The sequence below is a fragment of the Streptomyces sp. NPDC018031 genome (assembly GCF_044327625.1).
Taxonomy (GTDB): domain Bacteria; phylum Actinomycetota; class Actinomycetes; order Streptomycetales; family Streptomycetaceae; genus Streptomyces.
Genome location: NZ_JBIRFT010000003.1, coordinates 1 through 16,530 on the forward strand (window position 1 = coordinate 1; position 16,530 = coordinate 16,530).

The following is a 16,530-nucleotide window of genomic DNA, read 5'->3' on the forward strand; positions in this document are numbered from 1 at the left end:
CGTCACGGGGGATAGGCGGACCTGGCACATGTCCCGCCGGTTGGCGTACTGGGGGGGGTGGTCCGCCATCTTTATGTTTGCGGCGGGGGGGGGGGGGGGGGGGGGGGCGGGGCGGGCCGGCCCGCCCCCCGCCCACCGTGAACCACCGGGCGTTCCCGGTGGCGGCCGCCGGCCCGGTGGCCCACCGGATGACGGGCGGACGAACTCTTGGATTTCGTCCGCCCGTTCGACTTACCAGCGGCCCTACTTGGCAGTAGGGTGTGCGCCCGTGACCCCCCGAGACCCCATTTCGCGCCGCTCCGCCGTCACGGCCGTAGCCGCCACCGCCGCAGTCCTGCCGTTCGCCACCGGTGTCACGGCCGCCCGAGCCGACAGCGGCGGCCCGGAGTTCCTGCACGGAGTCGCCTCCGGTGACCCGCTCCCGGACGGCGTCCTGCTGTGGACCCGGGTGACGCCGGAACCCGGCGCCGAGCCCGGCTCCGGGCGCGGCCCGCAGCTCGACGTGGAGTGGCAGGTCGCCGAGGACGAGGCGTTCGGCCGCATCGTGGCGAAGGGCACCGTGCGGGCGTCGGCCGCCGCGGACCACACGGTGAAGGCCGATGTGCGCGGGCTGCGGCCGGGCACCGCCTACTTCTTCCGGTTCACCGCGGGCGGGGCGCAGTCACCGGTAGGACGCACCCGGACCGCGCCGGCCGAGGCCGACGCCGCCGGCTCGGTGCGGTTCGGCGTCGTGTCCTGCGCCAACTGGGAAGCCGGCTACTTCTCGGCCTACCGCCATCTGGCCGACCGCCGCGACCTGGACGCGGTGCTCCATCTCGGCGACTACATCTACGAGTACGGGACCGGCGCGTACCCCGAGGAGAAGTACGCCGTCCGGGCGCACTCCCCCGCGCACGAGATCACCACGCTCGCCGACTACCGGGTGCGGCACGGCCGGTACAAGACCGACTCCGACCTGCAGGCGATGCACCGGGCCCACCCGGTCATCGCCATCTGGGACGACCACGAGTTCGCCAACGACGCCTGGGCGGGCGGCGCGGAGAACCACACCCCGGGCGCGGAGGGCGACTGGGCGCGGCGGGTGGCCGCGGCCAAGCAGGCGTACTTCGAGTGGATGCCGGTCCGCCCGTCCATCGCGGGCACCACCTACCGCCGGCTGCGGTTCGGCTCGCTCGCCGATCTCCACCTGCTGGACCTGCGCTCGTTCCGCTCGCAGCAGGCCGGCGTCGGCAGCGGCGCGGTGGACGACCCGGACCGCACGCTCACCGGGCGCGCCCAGCTCGACTGGCTGAAGTCGGGCCTGGCCGCCTCGAACGCCTCCTGGAAGCTGGTGGGCACCTCGGTGATGATCTCGCCGGTGGCCTTCGGTTCGGTACCGGCGCATCTGCTGGGGCCGATCGCCGAACTGCTCGGGCTGCCCAAGGAGGGGCTGGCGGTCAACGTCGACCAGTGGGACGGCTACACCGACGACCGGCGCGAGCTGCTCGCCCACCTCACCGACCGCGGCATCGACAACACGGTCTTCCTCACCGGCGACATCCACATGGCCTGGGCGAACGACGTGCCGGTGAAGGCCGCCACCTACCCGTTCTCCCGGTCCGCCGCCACCGAGTTCGTGGTCACCTCGGTGACCTCGGACAACCTCGACGACCTGCTGCACGTGCTGCCGGGCACCCTGTCGGTGGTGGCGGCGGGCGCGGTCAAGGCCGCCAACCGCCATGTGAAGTGGGTGGACATGGACCACCACGGCTACGGGGTGCTCGACGTGACCGCCGAGCGCGCCCAGATGGACTACTTCACGGTGTCCGACAAGACCGACCCCGGGGCCACCTCCGCCTGGGCCCGGTCCTACCGCACCCGCTCCGGGACCCAGCGGGTGGAGCGGGTGGACCAGCCGGTCCGGTGACGGCGGTCCGCTGACGTCCGAAGCCCGGCGGCTCCGGCCGGAACGCCGGGCCGGAACGCGCGGCCCGGCCGCCGCGCCCCGCCGGGCACCCGGACCCGCGACACCGGCCGGCCGGGCCCGCGGTTCAGCGGCCGGCGCCGGGCCCGCTCAGCTCGGCCAGGAAGCCGAGCGCCACCCGCCAGGTCTGCTCGGTCGCCTCCGCGTCGTGATCCGGCAGCTCCGGGTCGGTGTAGAGGTGCCCGGCGCCCGGGTAGCGGAACACCTCGACGTCGGCACCGGCCCGGTTCATCCGCAGGTACCAGGCGTTCAGCCAGTCGTGCGGCTCGAACGGGTCCGGGTCCGCGACGTGCAGCTGGACCGGCAGCCCGTCGGTCGCGGCGTCGTCGGCCAGGTCCGAGGTGCCGTGCAGCAGCAGCAGTCCGCGCGCCCTGTCGTCGGCGAGCGCCAGGTTCTGCGCGAGTGAGCCGCCCAGCGAGAACCCGGCGTAGATCACCCCGCGGTCGGACAGCGGCGCGGCGGCCGCGACGGCGCGCCGCAGCAGCTCCTCGCTGCCGATCGCGTCCTTGATCGCCATGCCCTCTTCGACGGTGCCGGCGATTCTCACCGGCTGTCCCGCGTACAGATCGGGTACGTGAACCTCGTACCCGGCCGCGCGCAGCCGGTCCGCGGCGGTGTGCACCGCGGGCCGCAGCCCGAACGCCGAGTGCAGAAGAAGAATCGTCGCATGGTCCGCGCTGTCCGGGGCAGCCGAGGTTTCCGTCACTGCTTTTCACTTCCCTGTCGATGATGGCCGGCTTGTGAACCCATCGTGCCAGGTAGGCACCGGAGAGAGGATGATCGCTCCATGCAGGACGTGCTGCGTCCGCTCATCGTCGTCGGCGGCTCGCTCGGCCTCACCCTGGCGGCCGGCTGGGCGGCCGACCGGCTGCTGCGCCGGGCCGACGCCCGGCATCCCGAGACCCCGCTGTGGGGGCTGCTGCGCCGTTGCCGGATACCGCTCCAGGCGGTGGTCGCGATAGCCGCGCTGCGTGGCTTCTACGACCAGGCGCACCTCGCCGAGGACCACGCGCCCACCATCCGCCAGATCCTCACTCTCGCGCTGATCGCCGCCGCCGCGTGGCTGACGGTGCGCGGTTCGGCCGCCGCCGTGGAGTCCACGTACTCCCGTTACGCGGCCACCGCGCACGACCGGGCGCGGGTGCGCCGGGTCCGCACCCAGGTGACGCTGACCCAGCGCGTGGTCACCGCGGTGATCGGGGTGGTGGCGGCCGCGGCGATGCTGCTGACCTTCCCGGCGATGCGGACCGTCGGCACCTCGATGCTCGCCTCCGCCGGGATCGTGGGCATCGTCGCCGGTATCGCGGCCCAGTCCACGCTCGGCAACCTCTTCGCCGGGCTGCAGATCGCCTTCGGCGACATGGTGCGGATCGGGGACGAGGTGGTGGTCGACGGCGAATGGGGCACCGTGGAGGAGATCACCCTGACCTTCCTGTCGGTGCGCACCTGGGACGAGCGGCGGATCACCATGCCGGTGTCGTACTTCACCAGCAAGCCGTTCGAGAACTGGTCGCGCGGCGGCTCGCAGATGACCGGGGCCGTCCTGTTCCACCTGGACCACTCCGCGCCGATCGACCGGATGCGGGAGAAGCTCGGCGAGATCGTCCGGAAGTCCTCCGCCTGGGACGGCCGGGACTGGAACCTGGCCGTCACCGGCACCACCCCGAGCACCATCGAGGTGCGGGCCCTGGTCACCGCCAGGGACGCGGACGCGGCGTGGACGGCCCGCTGCGAGGTGCGGGAGCAGCTGATCCGCTGGCTGTGCGCGGAGCACCCGTACGCTCTGCCGCGGATCACCACCGGGCCGGCCGCGGCCCCGCCCGCGCCCCGCTCAGTGCAGCCGCAGACTACGCATGTCGAGCTCTCGTAGCACCCGGTCCACCACCTGCGGGTCGGTGCCCGGCTCGCCGCGCACGGCCAGCACCTCGTGCCGGGCGGCCGACAGCAGCTCCCCGTGGACGCGCTGGATCTGTTTGATCCGCTGCACCCTGCGCCGGTGGGCCTCGCGCCGTTCGTCGTCCACGATGTCCGGCGAGATCCACGCGCCGAGGTCGAAGACGCGCCGGTTGAGCTGCTCCACCAGTTCCTCGGAGAGCTCCTCGGCCGGGGCGATCTCCCGCAGCCGCTCCCTGGCGGCCCGTATCACCCGGGTCGCCAGCTCCCGCTCCAGGGCCTCCTCCGCCGCCGAGTCCTTCTCCACCCGAAGCCGGCGGACCAGCCAGGGCAGGGTGAGGCCCTGCAGGACGAGGGTGGTGAGGACCACCGTGAAGGCGACGAAGACCAACTCGTCGCGGGCCGGGAAGTCACCGCCGTCGTCGACGGTGAACGGGATCGCCAGGGCCAGCGCGACCGAGGCCACCCCGCGCATCCCCGACCACCACATGACCACGGTCTCCCGCCAGGTCAGCGGGATGTCCTCGGTGTCACGGTCCCGGTGCAGCCGTTTGGCGAGCCAGGCCGCGGGCAGCAGCCACAGCAGCCGGACGAGCACCACCGCGCCGGCCACCGCGGCTCCCGCGCCGATCAGCGTGCTCCAGCGGCCGGCGGCGGTGGCGAAGAGCGTGTGCAGCTCCAGCCCGATGAGGCCGAAGGCCACGCCGGTGACCAGCGTCTCGACGACCTCCCAGAAGGCGTTGCCGGTCAGCCGGCCGAGCACGTCGTCCGGGTCCACCGCGTGCTCGGCGAGGAACAGCGCGGCGGTGAGCACCGCGAGCACCCCGGACCCCCGGAACTCCTCGGCCAGCAGATACGCGCCGAACGGCACCAGCAGGGTCATCCCGACCTGCAGGGTCGGGTCGTCGAGGAGCCCCATCAGCTTGTTCGCCGCCCACCCCACGGCGATCCCGGTGACGACCGCGACCACCGCGGAGAGCACCAGGGCCACCCCGGCGCCGGGCAGCGAGAAGCTGCCGCTGACCGCCGCGCCCAGCGCCACGTGGTACAGCACGATGGCGGTGACGTCGTTGAACAGCCCCTCGCCCTCCAGCAGCGACACCATGCGGCGCGGCAGCCCCAGCCGGCCCGCGACCGCGGTGGCCGCCACCGGGTCGGGCGGTGCGACCAGCGCGCCCAGCACCACGGCCGCGGCCGGCGTGACCCCGGGCACCACGGCCCGCGCGACGGCGGCGACCGCGGCGGTGGTGACGAAGACCAGTGCGACCGCGAGCAGGAAGATGGCCCGCTTGTTGGTGGCGAACTGCCGCCACGAGGTGCGCTGCACCGCCGCGTAGAGCACCGGCGGCAGCACCAGGGGAAGGATGAGGTCGGGCGGGATGTCGACGTTCGGTACGAACGGCAGCAGGGCGAGGACGACGCCCAGCAGTGTCATCAGCACCGGCGGGGGCACCGTCAGCCGCTCGCCCAGCGGGACCGTGACCACGGCACCCAGCAGCAGGGCGAACAGCAGGGCGAGCTGGTCCACGGGGTGCCCTCCCGGGCCGGGGTGCCGTCGGGAGCTTCCACCCTGCCACGAGTTCCGCGCCCCGGCCGGTCCGGCGGTGCCGCGCCCGGCGAGGGGCGGCCCGGGGCGCCTCGGCCGGTGGTCGGCCCGGGAACGTCACCCACGGTGGCCGGGCGCCGCCCCGCTCACCCGCGCCGCGGCCCGGGACGCGGCCGGAGACCGCCGAGGCGGCGCCGGTGCGCTCAGAGCGCGCACCGCATCGCGCGGTGCGGGATGCCGCTGCCCTCGTCGAACTCCGGTCCGAACGCGACGTAGCCGAGCCGCTCGTAGAAGCCCAGCGCATGGGTCTGCGACTCCAGGTACACCGCGGTCAGCCCCAGCCGGCGCGCCTCGGCCTCGACCGCGCGGACCAGCGCCGCGCCGAGCCCGGTGCCCCGGGCCGCCCGGCCGACGGCGAGCCGGCCGAGGACGGCGGTGGTGCGCCCGTCGATGCCGGTGTGGCCGTACTTCCGGACGGCGGCCGGGCCGTACAGGAAGCGGACGGTGCCCACCGGCCGCCCGTCCGGTTCGGTCGCGAGCAGGTGGACGGCCTCGGCGTCGTAGGCGTCCAGCTCCTCCTCCGGCGGGATGTCCTGCTCCACGATGAACACCTCGCGGCGGACCGCGTGGCAGCCGGTCAGGTCGCCGTCACGCACCACGGCGATGCGGTGCCGTCCGGCGGGCCCGGTCATCAGGCACTCTCCGCCCGCACCCGGTCCAGCGCCCCCTGGAGGTCGTCGGGATAGGAGCTCTGGAACTCCACCCAGGAGCCGTCCGCGGGGTGCTCGAATCCCAGGCGCACCGCGTGCAGCCACTGCCGGGTGATCTTCAGCCGCTTGGCGAGCGTGGGGTCGGCACCGTAGGTGAGGTCGCCGACGCAGGGGTGGCGGTGGGCGGCCATGTGCACCCGGATCTGGTGGGTGCGGCCGGTCTCCAGCTTGATGTCGAGCAGGCTGGCGGCCCGGAACGCCTCGATGAGGTCGTAGTGGGTGATGCTCGGCTTGCCCTCGGCGATCACCGCCCACTTGTAGTCGTGCTGCGGGTGGCGGCCGATGGGCGCGTCGATGGTGCCGCTCAGCGGGTCCGGGTGGCCCTGCACCAGCGCGTGGTACCGCTTGTCGACCGTGCGGTCCCGGAACTGCTGCTTGAGCAGGGTGTAGGCCCGCTCGGACTTCGCCACCACCATCAGTCCGGAGGTGCCGACGTCCAGCCGGTGGACGATGCCCTGGCGCTCCGCGGCGCCGGAGGTGGAGATGCGGTAGCCCGCGGCGGCGAGCCCGCCGATCACGGTCGGCCCGGTCCAGCCGGGGCTGGGGTGCGCGGCGACCCCGACCGGCTTGACGATCACCACGATGTCGTCGTCGTCGTGGACGATCTCCATGCCCTCGACGGGCTCGGCGACGATCCGCACCGGCGGCGCGGCCTGCGGCATCTCGACCTCGAGCCAGGCCCCGCCGGAGACCCGGTCGGACTTTCCGGCGACGCTGCCGTCCACCTGGACCTTCCCGGCCGCGGCGAGTTCCGCCGCCTTGGTCCGAGAAAAGCCGAACATACGGGCGATCGCGGCGTCGACGCGCTCGCCTTCGAGGCCCTCGGGCACGGGCAGGGTACGGATCTCGGGAATCGTGCTCACCCGTCGAGTATGCCGGACCCCGCGCGGCCCCTCGTACAACAGTCCTCGGGCGACGGCCCGGGAGACCGCCGACGGGCCGGGCCGCACCGGCCGGGTGCCCGGGGCCGTGCCCCGTTCCCCGGGATCAGTCCTTGTGCACGGTCCCGTCCGGGTCCAGACCGCGGAAGGACAGGATGACGATGAGGAAGCCGCCGCACACGATGGCGGAGTCGGCGAGGTTGAAGACCGCGAAGTGCGCCGGGGCGATGAAGTCCACCACCGCGCCCTGCAGACCGCCCGGGGCCCGCAGCACCCGGTCGGTCAGGTTGCCGAAGGCCCCGCCGAGCAGCAGGCCGAGGGCGATGGCCCAGGGCACGCTGTAAAGCTTGCGGGCGAGCCGGGCGATCACCACGATCACCGCGGCCGCGATCACGGTGAAGACGATGGTCATCGCCTCGCCGAAGCCGAACGCCGCGCCCCGGTTGCGGACCACCTCGAACTGCAGCCAGCTGCCGAGCACCTCGACCGGCGCGTGGTGCTCCAGGTGCGCGACCACCAGGAGCTTGCTGACCAGGTCGAGCAGGTAGGCGATGGCGGCCACGCCGAGCAGCACCGCGACCCGCCGCCTGCCGCGCCCGGGCGTCGGGCCGGCGGCGTCGGGCTCCCCCGAGCCGGGGTGCCGCTCCTCCGGCTCCGCGGCGCCCGCGGCCGGCTGCGCCTCGTCGTCCCTGTCGGCCTTGTCGGGGTTCGGCGTACCGATGGCCTGCTCCGCCTCTGTCACGTGAGTCCCTCAACGTCTGCGTCCGGCACCAAGCCGCCGCCTGGCTGAGGACGAGGGTACGGCACACCCGTACGAGCGGTCAGCGGCGCTCCTGCCGCTGCTTGCACTCGACGCACAGGGTGGCCCGCGGGAAGGCCTGCATCCGGGCCTTGCCGATGGGCCGGCCGCAGCTCTCGCAGAGTCCGTAGGTCCCCGCGTCCAGGCGCTCCAGCGCCCGCTCGGTCTGCAGCAGCCGTTCCCGGGCGCTGGAGGCCAGGGCCAGCTCGTGCTCGCGGGTGATGTTCTTGGTGCCGGTGTCGGCCTGGTCGTCCCCCGCCCCGTCGCCGGAGTCGCGCATCAGGCCGGTGATCGCGGCCTCGGAGGCGAGGATCTCGGCGCGCAGCCGCTCCGCGTCGGCCCCCAGCCCGGTACGGGCCTCGGCCACCTCCTCCGGGGTCCAGGGCTCCTCCCCCGGGCGTACCGCCAGCTCACCGGGGTCGGCCGCACCGCGCGCCTTGGGCAGCGCGTTCGCCGCCGCGGCGGCGTCCTTGCTCGCCGACGATGCGCCACCCGGAGTCTTCTTCAGCGCCACTGTGCTGGCTCCCGTCTTCTTCGCGGGCACCGCCTTCTCGGCCGGTGCGGCCTTCCTGGCTGCCGTCTTCGCCGCCGCGGTCTTCGCCGGGGCCCTCGCCGTCGCGTTCTTCGCCGGGTTCCTCGCCGCCGTACCGGTGGAGGCCGCGGCCGTGGTGTCCTTCGCCGGCGCGGCCGGCTCGCCCGGGGTGCTCTTCGACGCGGCCTTCCCGGCCGGTGCGGTCTTCTTGGCCACCATGGCCGCACCCCCTTCACCTGGTGTGATCCAGCTCGCGAATCGTGCCGGAACGATAAATCGACTCCGGCCACGCGGCAACGGGGCACGCCGCCCGATTCGCCCGGCTTGCTCGTATGAGAAGCCGGTGTCATCCGTTGTGCCCCACGCCATGCCGGGTAATCCGCCCGGCCGCTCGCGTCACCCGCCCAGGTACGGCGCCGAACCGCCCCGCCGCCGGGCCGGCCGGGCCGGCGGCGGGGCGGAAAACCGGTCGGCCGCAGCCCGTCCGGGCCCGTACACTGTGGGGGCTCCCTCCTGCTCGAGCGATGCCGAGAGCCTGGGGGAGCAGCGAAAGGCGTGGATGGGGACGAGTAGCTTCGTACGCAGCCAGGAGCGACCCGGGGACGGTGTGAGCCCGGGGGCCGGCGCGAAGTGAAGGATCACCCCGGAGCCGCCGGAAGAAAGCCTCGGACAGTGGGCTGCGCCCACGGGCCGCCGCGGGCGAGTAGAACCGGCTTCGCGAACCTCAATGAGCGGACCGGGAGAGCACGCCTCACGGTCAAGGAGGGTGGTACCGCGGGAGCGCAGCTCTCGTCCCTCCGACGGAAACGGAAGCGACGTATCCGCCGGAGGAAGCCCCGATGAATCCGCAGCCGCAGTACCGACAGGTCCCCGCCCAGGTGGACCTGCCCGCCCTGGAGCACTCCGTGCTCGACTTCTGGCGCGAGAACAAGGTGTTCGCCCGCAGCCTGGAGCAGTCTGAGGGCCGCCCCGAGTGGGTGTTCTACGAGGGACCGCCCACCGCCAACGGCATGCCCGGCGCCCACCACATCGAGGCCCGCGTCTTCAAGGACGTCTTCCCCCGCTTCCGCACCATGCAGGGCTACCACGTGGGCCGCAAGGCCGGCTGGGACTGCCATGGACTGCCGGTCGAGCTCGCGGTGGAGAAGGAACTCGGGTTCAACGGCAAGAAGGACATCGAGGCGTACGGGATCGCGGAGTTCAACGCGAAGTGCCGGGAGTCGGTGACCCGGCACACCGACGCGTTCGCCGAGCTCACCAGGCGGATGGGCTACTGGGTCGACCTCGACGACGCCTACCGGACCATGGACCCCGAGTACGTGCAGTCGGTGTGGTGGTCGCTGAAGGAGATCTTCGGCAAGGGACTGCTGGTCCAGGACCACCGGGTGGCCCCCTGGTGCCCGCGCTGCGGCACCGGGCTGTCCGACCACGAGCTGGCGCAGGGCTACGAGACCGTGGTCGACCCCTCGGTCTTCGTCCGCTTCCCGCTCACCTCGGGCCCGCTCGCCGGCACCGCGTCGCTGCTGGTGTGGACCACCACCCCGTGGACCCTGGTGTCCAACACCGCGGTCGCCGCCCACCCGGACGTCACCTACGTGGTCGCGACCGACGGCGAGGAGCGGCTGGTCGTCGCCGAACCGCTGCTGGGCAAGGCGCTCGGCGAGGGCTGGGAGGCCACCGGCCAGACCTTCACCGGCCGGGAGATGGAGCGCTGGACCTACCAGCGGCCGTTCTCGCTGGTTCCGCTGGACGGCGCGCACTTCGTGGTGAACGCCGAGTACGTCACCACCGAGGACGGCACCGGTCTGGTCCACCAGGCACCGGCCTTCGGTGAGGACGACCTCAGGACCTGCCGCGCCTACGGTCTGCCGGTCGTCAACCCGGTCCGCCCGGACGGCACCTTCGAGGAGGGCCTGGACCTGGTCGGCGGGCAGTTCTTCAAGAAGGCCGACGAGGCCCTCACCGCCGACCTCAAGGCGCGCGGTCTGCTGTTCCGGCACGTGCCGTACGAGCACAGCTACCCGCACTGCTGGCGCTGCCACACCGCGCTGCTCTACTACGCCCAGCCCTCCTGGTACATCCGCACCACCGCGGTCAAGGACGCGCTGCTGCGGGAGAACGAGCGGACCAACTGGTTCCCGGAGTCGGTCAAGTACGGCCGGTTCGGCGACTGGCTGAACAACAACATCGACTGGGCGCTGTCCCGCAACCGCTACTGGGGCACCCCGCTGCCCATCTGGCGCTGCGCGGAGGACCACCTCACCTGTGTCGGTTCGCTGGCCGAGCTGACCGAGCTGACCGGCACCGACCAGTCGGAGCTGGACCCGCACCGGCCGTTCATCGACGAGGTCACCTTCCCCTGCCCGACCTGCTCCGGCACCGCGACGCGGGTCCCCGAGGTGATCGACGCCTGGTACGACTCGGGCTCGATGCCGTTCGCGCAGTGGGGCTACCCGTACAAGAACAAGGACGTCTTCGAGAAGCGCTACCCGGCGCAGTTCATCTCCGAGGCGATCGACCAGACCCGCGGCTGGTTCTACACGCTGATGGCCGTCGGCACCCTGGTCTTCGACAAGTCCGCGTACGAGAACGTGGTCTGCCTGGGCCACATCCTCGCCGAGGACGGCCGCAAGATGTCCAAGCACCTGGGGAACATCCTGCAGCCGATCCCGCTCATGGACCAGCACGGCGCGGACGCGGTCCGCTGGTTCATGGCGGCCGGCGGCTCGCCCTGGGCGGCCCGCCGGGTGGGCCACGGCACGATCCAGGAAGTGGTCCGCAAGACCCTGCTCACCTACTGGAACACGGTCGCCTTCCAGGCGCTGTACGCCCGCACCTCGGGCTGGGCGCCCAGTGCGGCCGACCCGGCCCCGGCCGACCGGCCGATGCTCGACCGCTGGCTGCTCGGGGAGCTGAACACCCTGGTCGAGCAGGTCACCGAGGCCATGGAGGCGTACGACACGCAGCGCTCCGGCAAGCTGCTGTCGGCGTTCGTCGACGACCTGTCCAACTGGTACGTGCGCCGCTCCCGCCGCCGCTTCTGGCAGGGGGACGCCGCCGCGCTGCGCACCCTCCACGAGTGCGTCGAGACGGTCACCCGGCTGATGGCGCCGATGGTCCCGTTCATCACCGAGCAGGTCTGGCAGGACCTGATCGTCCCGGTGACCCCGGACGCGCCGGACTCGGTGCACCTGTCGAGCTGGCCGACCGCCGACCGGGAGCTGATCGACCCGGCGCTCTCGCAGCAGATGCAGCTGGTGCGACGGCTGGTCGAGCTGGGCCGGGCGACCCGGGCCGAGTCCGGGGTGAAGACGCGGCAGCCGCTGTCCCGGGCGCTGGTCGCGGCCGCGGGCTTCGACGCGCTGCCGGTCGAGCTGCACGCCCAGATCACCGAGGAACTCAACGTCTCCTCGCTGGCGTCGCTCTCCGAGGTCGGCGGTTCGCTGGTGGACACCACCGCCAAGGCCAACTTCCGTGCGCTGGGCAAGCGTTTCGGCAAGGGGGTGCAGGCGGTGGCCAAGGCGATCGCCGAGGCGGACGCCGCCGCCCTGTCGTCGGCGCTGCGCGACGGCACCGCGTCGGTGACGGTCGACGGGGAGCCGGTCGCCCTGTCGCCGGAGGAGGTCATCATCACCGAGACCCCGCGCGAGGGCTGGTCGGTCGCCTCCGACGCGGGCGCGACCGTCGCCCTCGACCTGGAGATCACCCCGGAGCTGCGGCGCACCGGCGTGGCCCGCGACGCGATCCGGCTGATCCAGGAGGCCCGTAAGAACAGCGGGCTGGACGTCGCCGACCGGATCGCCCTGCGGTGGCGCGCCACCCAGCCGGAGACCGAGGCGGCGCTCGCCGAGCACCACGCGCTGATCGCGGACGAGGTGCTGGCGGTGGACCTGGCGGCCGGCGAGGCGGACGACTCCTACGGCCGGGAGTTCGCCGACGAGGCCCTCGGGTTGACCTTCCGGCTGCGCAAGGCGTAGCCGCACGGCGTGCGGGCCCGGCCGGGACGTCCCGGCCGGGCCCGCGGCCTTTCCCGCTCCGTTCCCGAGGCAACCACCGCCCCCGTTCCCGAGGCAACCACCGCCTCCGGGACCGCATCCCGCGCTCTGCTCCCCGGCGTGGCGGTCCCGGCGGAGGCGCATCCGCTCCGCCGGCGGGACGGGGCGTCGGGGCGCTCCGCACGAAGGCGCGGTCCCGCACCGCACCGCCCGGCGAGGTGCCGGGTGGCCACCCCGCACGAGAAGACGGCCCCGCCTCGCCCCTCTCACCGGCCTCACCAGCTTCATCAGCCGCTCGGCGGCGCCATGGCGACGGCAACGGGCCGGGCCCCTGGGAGATCCCAGGGGCCCGGCCCGTACAGCGACTACGCGTAACGCTCCGCGTGCGGCGTCAGTTGTCGTCCTCGTCGATCAGGAAGCCCCGCATCGGGCTCGGCGCCTGCTGCATCGGCTGCGGGCCCTGCGGCCGCACCGGTGCCATCGGCTGGGTCATCGCCGGGGACATCTGCTGCTGGCCACCGTAGGACGGGGGGCCGCCCGCCTGGGTGTGGCCGCCCATGGAGGGGTTGCCGCCCATGGTGTGCCCGCCCATCGGTCCGGCCGCGGCCGTGGCCATCGACGGGGACGGCGGGAGCGAGGCGGCCGCCGGGGTGCGCGGCGGGGCCAGCGAGTCGTCGGCCTGGTTCTCCAGCTGACGCAGCTGGCTCTCCAGGTACGACTTCAGGCGGGTCCGGTACTCGCGCTCGAAGCCGCGCAGGTCCTCGACCTTGCGCTCCAGCGTGGCGCGGGCGGACTCCAGCGAGCCCATCGCGACACGGTGCTTCTCCTGCGCGTCCCGCTCCAGCGCGTCCGCCTTGGCGCGGGCGTCGCGCTCCAGGCCCTCGGCGCGGCTGCGGGCCTCGCCGACGATCTTGTTGGCCTCGGAACGGGCCTCCGCGATCGCCTGGTCGGCCGTCTGCTGCGCCAGCGACAGGACGCGGGCGGCGCTGTCGCCACCGGGGCCCTGGCCGGGCTGCGGGAGCTGCGGGCCGGGACCACCCGGACCGCCCATCGGACCCTGCTGGCCCATCGGGCCGGGACCCATCGGGCCGCCCATCGGGCCGGGACCGTGCGGACCCTGCGGGCCGTGACCGCCGGGGCCGGGAGGCAGCTGGGGTGCACCGCCGGGCAGCTGGGGCGGACCGCCCATCTGCTGCTGCTGCGGGGGCACCGGCTGCGGGCCCGATATGGCGGCGGGCACCGGAGCGCCCGGCCGTTCCTGTTGCTCGGGAGGTTTCCGCATACCCTGCTGCTGGTTCTGCGCGGCGGCTCGGGTCGCGGCGGCCAGCTTGGCCCGCAGGTCCTCGTTCTCGCGCAGCAGTCGGGTCAGTTCGGCTTCGACCTCGTCGAGGAAGGCATCGACCTCGTCCTCGTCATAGCCTTCTCGGAGGCGGACGGTCGTGAACTGCTTGTTCCGCACGTCCTCGGGGGTCAACGGCATCTCTTCTTCACCTCAACGTAGTCGTCGGCAGTCGGCTCGACCGTATCGCTCACACGTTGCTCGCAACGTTGCTCACGACGGTGATCAGGATGTAGACGATGATCATCAGTACGAAGAAGGACAGGTCGAGCGCAATGCCCCCGAGACGCAATGGCGGGATGAACCGCCTCAGAAGCTTGAGCGGCGGATCGGTGACAGTGTAGGTGGCCTCAAGGACGACCACCATCACCTTCCCAGGTTGCCACGAACGGGCGAACTGGAAGACGTAGTCCATGACCAGCCGGAAGATCAAAACGATCAGGAAGCAGTACAGCGCGATGTAGATCACCTGCAGTGCGATGTCCATCCCCGCGCGTCCCTCTCCCCTTGCTCGTACCTCGGCCTCGCGGCCGGATCTGCTCCGTGCTACCGGTGTTGCGTCTCAGCTTTGGTTGAAGAACCCGCCCTCAGCGATACGGGCCTTGTCCTCCGCCGTGACATCGACGTTAGCAGGCGACAACAGGAACACCTTCTGTGTCACCCGCTCAATACTCCCGTGGAGACCGAAGACCAGACCGGCGGCAAAGTCGACAAGTCGCTTCGCGTCGGTATCGTCCATCTCCGTGAGATTCATGATCACCGGAGTGCCCTCACGGAAGTGTTCCCCGATGGTACGGGCTTCGTTGTAGGTCCGGGGGTGGAGTGTGGTGATGCGGTAGGGCTCCCGCTCGGACACAACTTTGGGCATGATCACCGGCGCGTTCTTCTCCAGGGTCTGGCGTTCGGGTGTGATGGATGCCACGGGGGCGATTCTTCCTGCTCGCCCCCCTTCGGGGAGGAGGGAGGCGGATCGTCCACTTTCCGCTGCGAGCGGGGCGGGTTCACGTTGAGCGGGCGGCAGGGCGACTCGTACCGATTCGTCCCTCTCCGCGCGTGGTTCGGGGGGCGACTGGTGCCGCCTGCGGTCACGCTCGGGCTCCGGTTCGGGCTCGAACTCGTCGTCGGGGTCGAAGCCCCGGCCGTCGTACCCATCGTCCTCCACGAGGCCGAGGTAGACCGCCATCTTGCGCATCGCGCCGGCCATTCTCTGCGTCCTCCGCTCTGTGGTGGATCGGCTCCGCCACCGGATGCCGTGGATCCACGTGGCCCGCCCGCCTTTTGACGGGAATGACCATATTTTCTACTGTGGCCCGACTTCTTGGCGACGTTACCGGAGCCGAGGTCGGACTCCGAGTACCGCAGTACCGACGCGCACATGTGTCGCTCCCGCCGCCACCGCGTCCTCGAGGTCCGCGCTCATTCCTGCCGAGACCATGTTCGCAGCAGGATGGTTGACGCGCAGGCCGGTTGAGATTTCCATCAGCCGGTCGAATGACGCGCGCGGCCGGCCCGCGTACGGCCCGGCGAGCGGAGCGACCGTCATCAGACCGTCCAGCCGCAGCCCTTGGGCCGCGGCGATCGCGTCGGCCAGCTCGGCCACCCCGTCCGGCGCCACCCCACCGCGCCCGGACCGCTCGCCCGCCTCGGCGTCGAAGGCGACCTGGATCAGGCAGCCCAGCTCCCGGCCCCCGCGCACCGCCGCCGCGGACAGGGCGTCGACCAGTCGCAACCGGTCGACGGACTGCACGATATCGGCATAACTCGCCACCGAACGAACCTTGTTCGTCTGCAATTGCCCGACGAAATGCCAACTCAGTGGCAAATCCGAGCATTCAGCCGCTTTGGGCGCGGCGTCCTGGTCGCGGTTCTCCGCCACCTGCCGCACGCCCAGCTCGGTCAGCAGCCGGACGTCGCTCGCCGGGTAGGTCTTGGTGACCACGATGAGGGTCACGTCCTCGCGCCGGCGGCCGGCCGCGGCACAGGCCGCCGAGATCCGGTCCTCCACGCCGGCCAGGTTCGCGGCGAGTTCACTCTTGCGGTCGGTCACAGCTCCGCCTTCATCCCAGCCACCGGCCCGGGGGCGTCCCCGCACCAGACATAACTCGCGAGCCGCCCCGTCGTGCGGTCGCGCCGGTACGAAAAATGATCGGTCGACTCCAGGGTGCACACCGGGGAGGATGCGTCGATTCTCACACCGTGCCGGGCGAGTTGGGCGGTCACCCCGGCCGCCACGTCCACCGCGGGGGTGCCCCAGCTGGTCGTCGACCACGCCTCGGGGACCACCTCGGCCACCGCGGCCCGCATCGCCTCCGGCACCTCGTAGCAGCGTCCGCAGACGGAGGGGCCGGTGCGCGCCCGGATCCGGGCCGGTTCCGCGCCCAGCTCCAGCATCGCCTCGACCACCGCGGGCACCACTCCGGCGACCAGTCCGGGCCGCCCGGCGTGCGCGGCGCCCGTCACCCCGGCGACCGGGTCCGCGAGCAGCACCGGGGTGCAGTCCGCGGTGAGCACCGCCAGGGCCAGGCCCCGGCGGGTGGTCACCACCGCGTCGACCGCGGGCACCTCGCCCGAGGACCACGGACCGTCGACCACCGCGACGTCCCGGCCGTGCACCTGGTTCATCCAGACGACCGCCGCCGGGTCCAGACCCAGGGACTTGGCGGCCAGCTCCCGGTTGGTGCGTACCGCGGCGGAGTCGTCACCGACCGCCCCGCCGAGGTTCAGCTCTTCGTACGGAGCGGCGCTCACTCCGCCCCACCGGTCGGTGAAGGCGAAGTGCGCGCCGCTCGCTTCGTGCTGCTGCCCTATCACT

General features: G+C 72.6%; 14 protein-coding genes. 3 read left to right on the plus strand and 11 right to left on the minus strand.

Translation table 11 applies throughout. The features are described 5' to 3' along the window. Positions 1–268: 268 nt before the first annotated feature. Positions 269–1,906 (plus strand): alkaline phosphatase D family protein, encoded by a 1,638-nt coding sequence (locus ACH4B3_RS10290; protein WP_398462356.1) that lies wholly within the window; start codon positions 269–271, stop codon positions 1,904–1,906. A 124-nt stretch (positions 1,907–2,030) separates the two neighbouring features. Here ACH4B3_RS10290 and ACH4B3_RS10295 read toward each other — a convergent pair whose 3' ends face one another. Continuing rightward, positions 2,031–2,669 carry a dienelactone hydrolase family protein gene (locus ACH4B3_RS10295; protein WP_398462357.1) on the minus strand — a complete coding sequence of 213 codons (639 nt, stop codon included), beginning with the start codon at positions 2,667–2,669 and terminating at the stop codon, positions 2,031–2,033. An 81-nt stretch (positions 2,670–2,750) separates the two neighbouring features. Between ACH4B3_RS10295 and ACH4B3_RS10300 the strand changes: the two genes are divergently transcribed. Next, positions 2,751–3,833, plus strand: coding sequence for a mechanosensitive ion channel family protein (locus ACH4B3_RS10300; RefSeq protein ID WP_398462358.1), 1,083 nt, complete (start codon positions 2,751–2,753; stop codon positions 3,831–3,833). Here ACH4B3_RS10300 and ACH4B3_RS10305 read toward each other — a convergent pair. From ACH4B3_RS10305 to ACH4B3_RS10325, 5 genes are all read right to left on the minus strand, one after another. Next, a complete protein-coding gene (locus ACH4B3_RS10305; protein ID WP_398462359.1) occupies positions 3,795–5,384 on the minus strand; it encodes a Na+/H+ antiporter in 1,590 nt (529 codons plus the stop codon). The two genes, ACH4B3_RS10300 and ACH4B3_RS10305, sit on opposite strands and share 39 nt — an antisense overlap. A 221-nt stretch (positions 5,385–5,605) precedes the next feature. Further along, positions 5,606–6,094: a GNAT family N-acetyltransferase gene (locus tag ACH4B3_RS10310; RefSeq protein ID WP_398462360.1), complete on the minus strand. Its 489-nt coding sequence runs from the start codon at positions 6,092–6,094 to the stop codon at positions 5,606–5,608. Further along, entirely contained in the window at positions 6,094–7,035 is a 942-nt protein-coding gene (locus ACH4B3_RS10315) for an RluA family pseudouridine synthase (protein WP_398462361.1), read from the minus strand. Before ACH4B3_RS10315 ends, ACH4B3_RS10310 begins: the two co-directional genes overlap by 1 nt. Before the next feature lie 124 nt (positions 7,036–7,159). Then, positions 7,160–7,795 carry a signal peptidase II gene (locus tag ACH4B3_RS10320; protein WP_398462362.1) on the minus strand — a complete coding sequence of 212 codons (636 nt, stop codon included), beginning with the start codon at positions 7,793–7,795 and terminating at the stop codon, positions 7,160–7,162. A 79-nt stretch (positions 7,796–7,874) separates the two neighbouring features. After that, positions 7,875–8,603: a TraR/DksA family transcriptional regulator gene (locus ACH4B3_RS10325; protein ID WP_398462363.1), complete on the minus strand. Its 729-nt coding sequence runs from the start codon at positions 8,601–8,603 to the stop codon at positions 7,875–7,877. A 620-nt stretch (positions 8,604–9,223) separates the two neighbouring features. On the opposite strand from ACH4B3_RS10325, the gene ileS reads away from it, so the two are divergent. Further along, on the plus strand, positions 9,224–12,361 hold the full coding sequence (gene ileS / locus ACH4B3_RS10330; RefSeq protein ID WP_398462364.1) for an isoleucine--tRNA ligase: 3,138 nt from the start codon (positions 9,224–9,226) through the stop codon (positions 12,359–12,361). A 409-nt stretch (positions 12,362–12,770) separates the two neighbouring features. Here the strand turns inward: ileS and ACH4B3_RS10335 are convergent, their stop codons facing one another. The 5 genes from ACH4B3_RS10335 to pgeF all read right to left on the minus strand — a co-directional run bounded on the left by ACH4B3_RS10335 (position 12,771) and on the right by pgeF (position 16,529). Then, the gene (locus tag ACH4B3_RS10335; RefSeq protein ID WP_398462365.1) at positions 12,771–13,859 is read right to left on the minus strand and encodes a DivIVA domain-containing protein; all 1,089 of its coding nucleotides are present in this window, start codon (positions 13,857–13,859) and stop codon (positions 12,771–12,773) included. A gap of 49 nt (positions 13,860–13,908) precedes the next feature. Continuing rightward, positions 13,909–14,205: a YggT family protein gene (locus ACH4B3_RS10340; protein ID WP_398462366.1), complete on the minus strand. Its 297-nt coding sequence runs from the start codon at positions 14,203–14,205 to the stop codon at positions 13,909–13,911. A 75-nt stretch (positions 14,206–14,280) separates the two neighbouring features. Beyond that, positions 14,281–14,922, minus strand: coding sequence for a cell division protein SepF (locus ACH4B3_RS10345; RefSeq protein ID WP_398462367.1), 642 nt, complete (start codon positions 14,920–14,922; stop codon positions 14,281–14,283). A gap of 123 nt (positions 14,923–15,045) precedes the next feature. After that, positions 15,046–15,765 carry a YggS family pyridoxal phosphate-dependent enzyme gene (locus ACH4B3_RS10350; protein ID WP_398462368.1) on the minus strand — a complete coding sequence of 240 codons (720 nt, stop codon included), beginning with the start codon at positions 15,763–15,765 and terminating at the stop codon, positions 15,046–15,048. Further along, entirely contained in the window at positions 15,762–16,529 is a 768-nt protein-coding gene (gene pgeF / locus ACH4B3_RS10355) for a peptidoglycan editing factor PgeF (protein ID WP_398462369.1), read from the minus strand. The genes ACH4B3_RS10350 and pgeF overlap by 4 nt, the downstream gene beginning before the upstream one ends. Position 16,530: the final 1 nt, after the last annotated feature.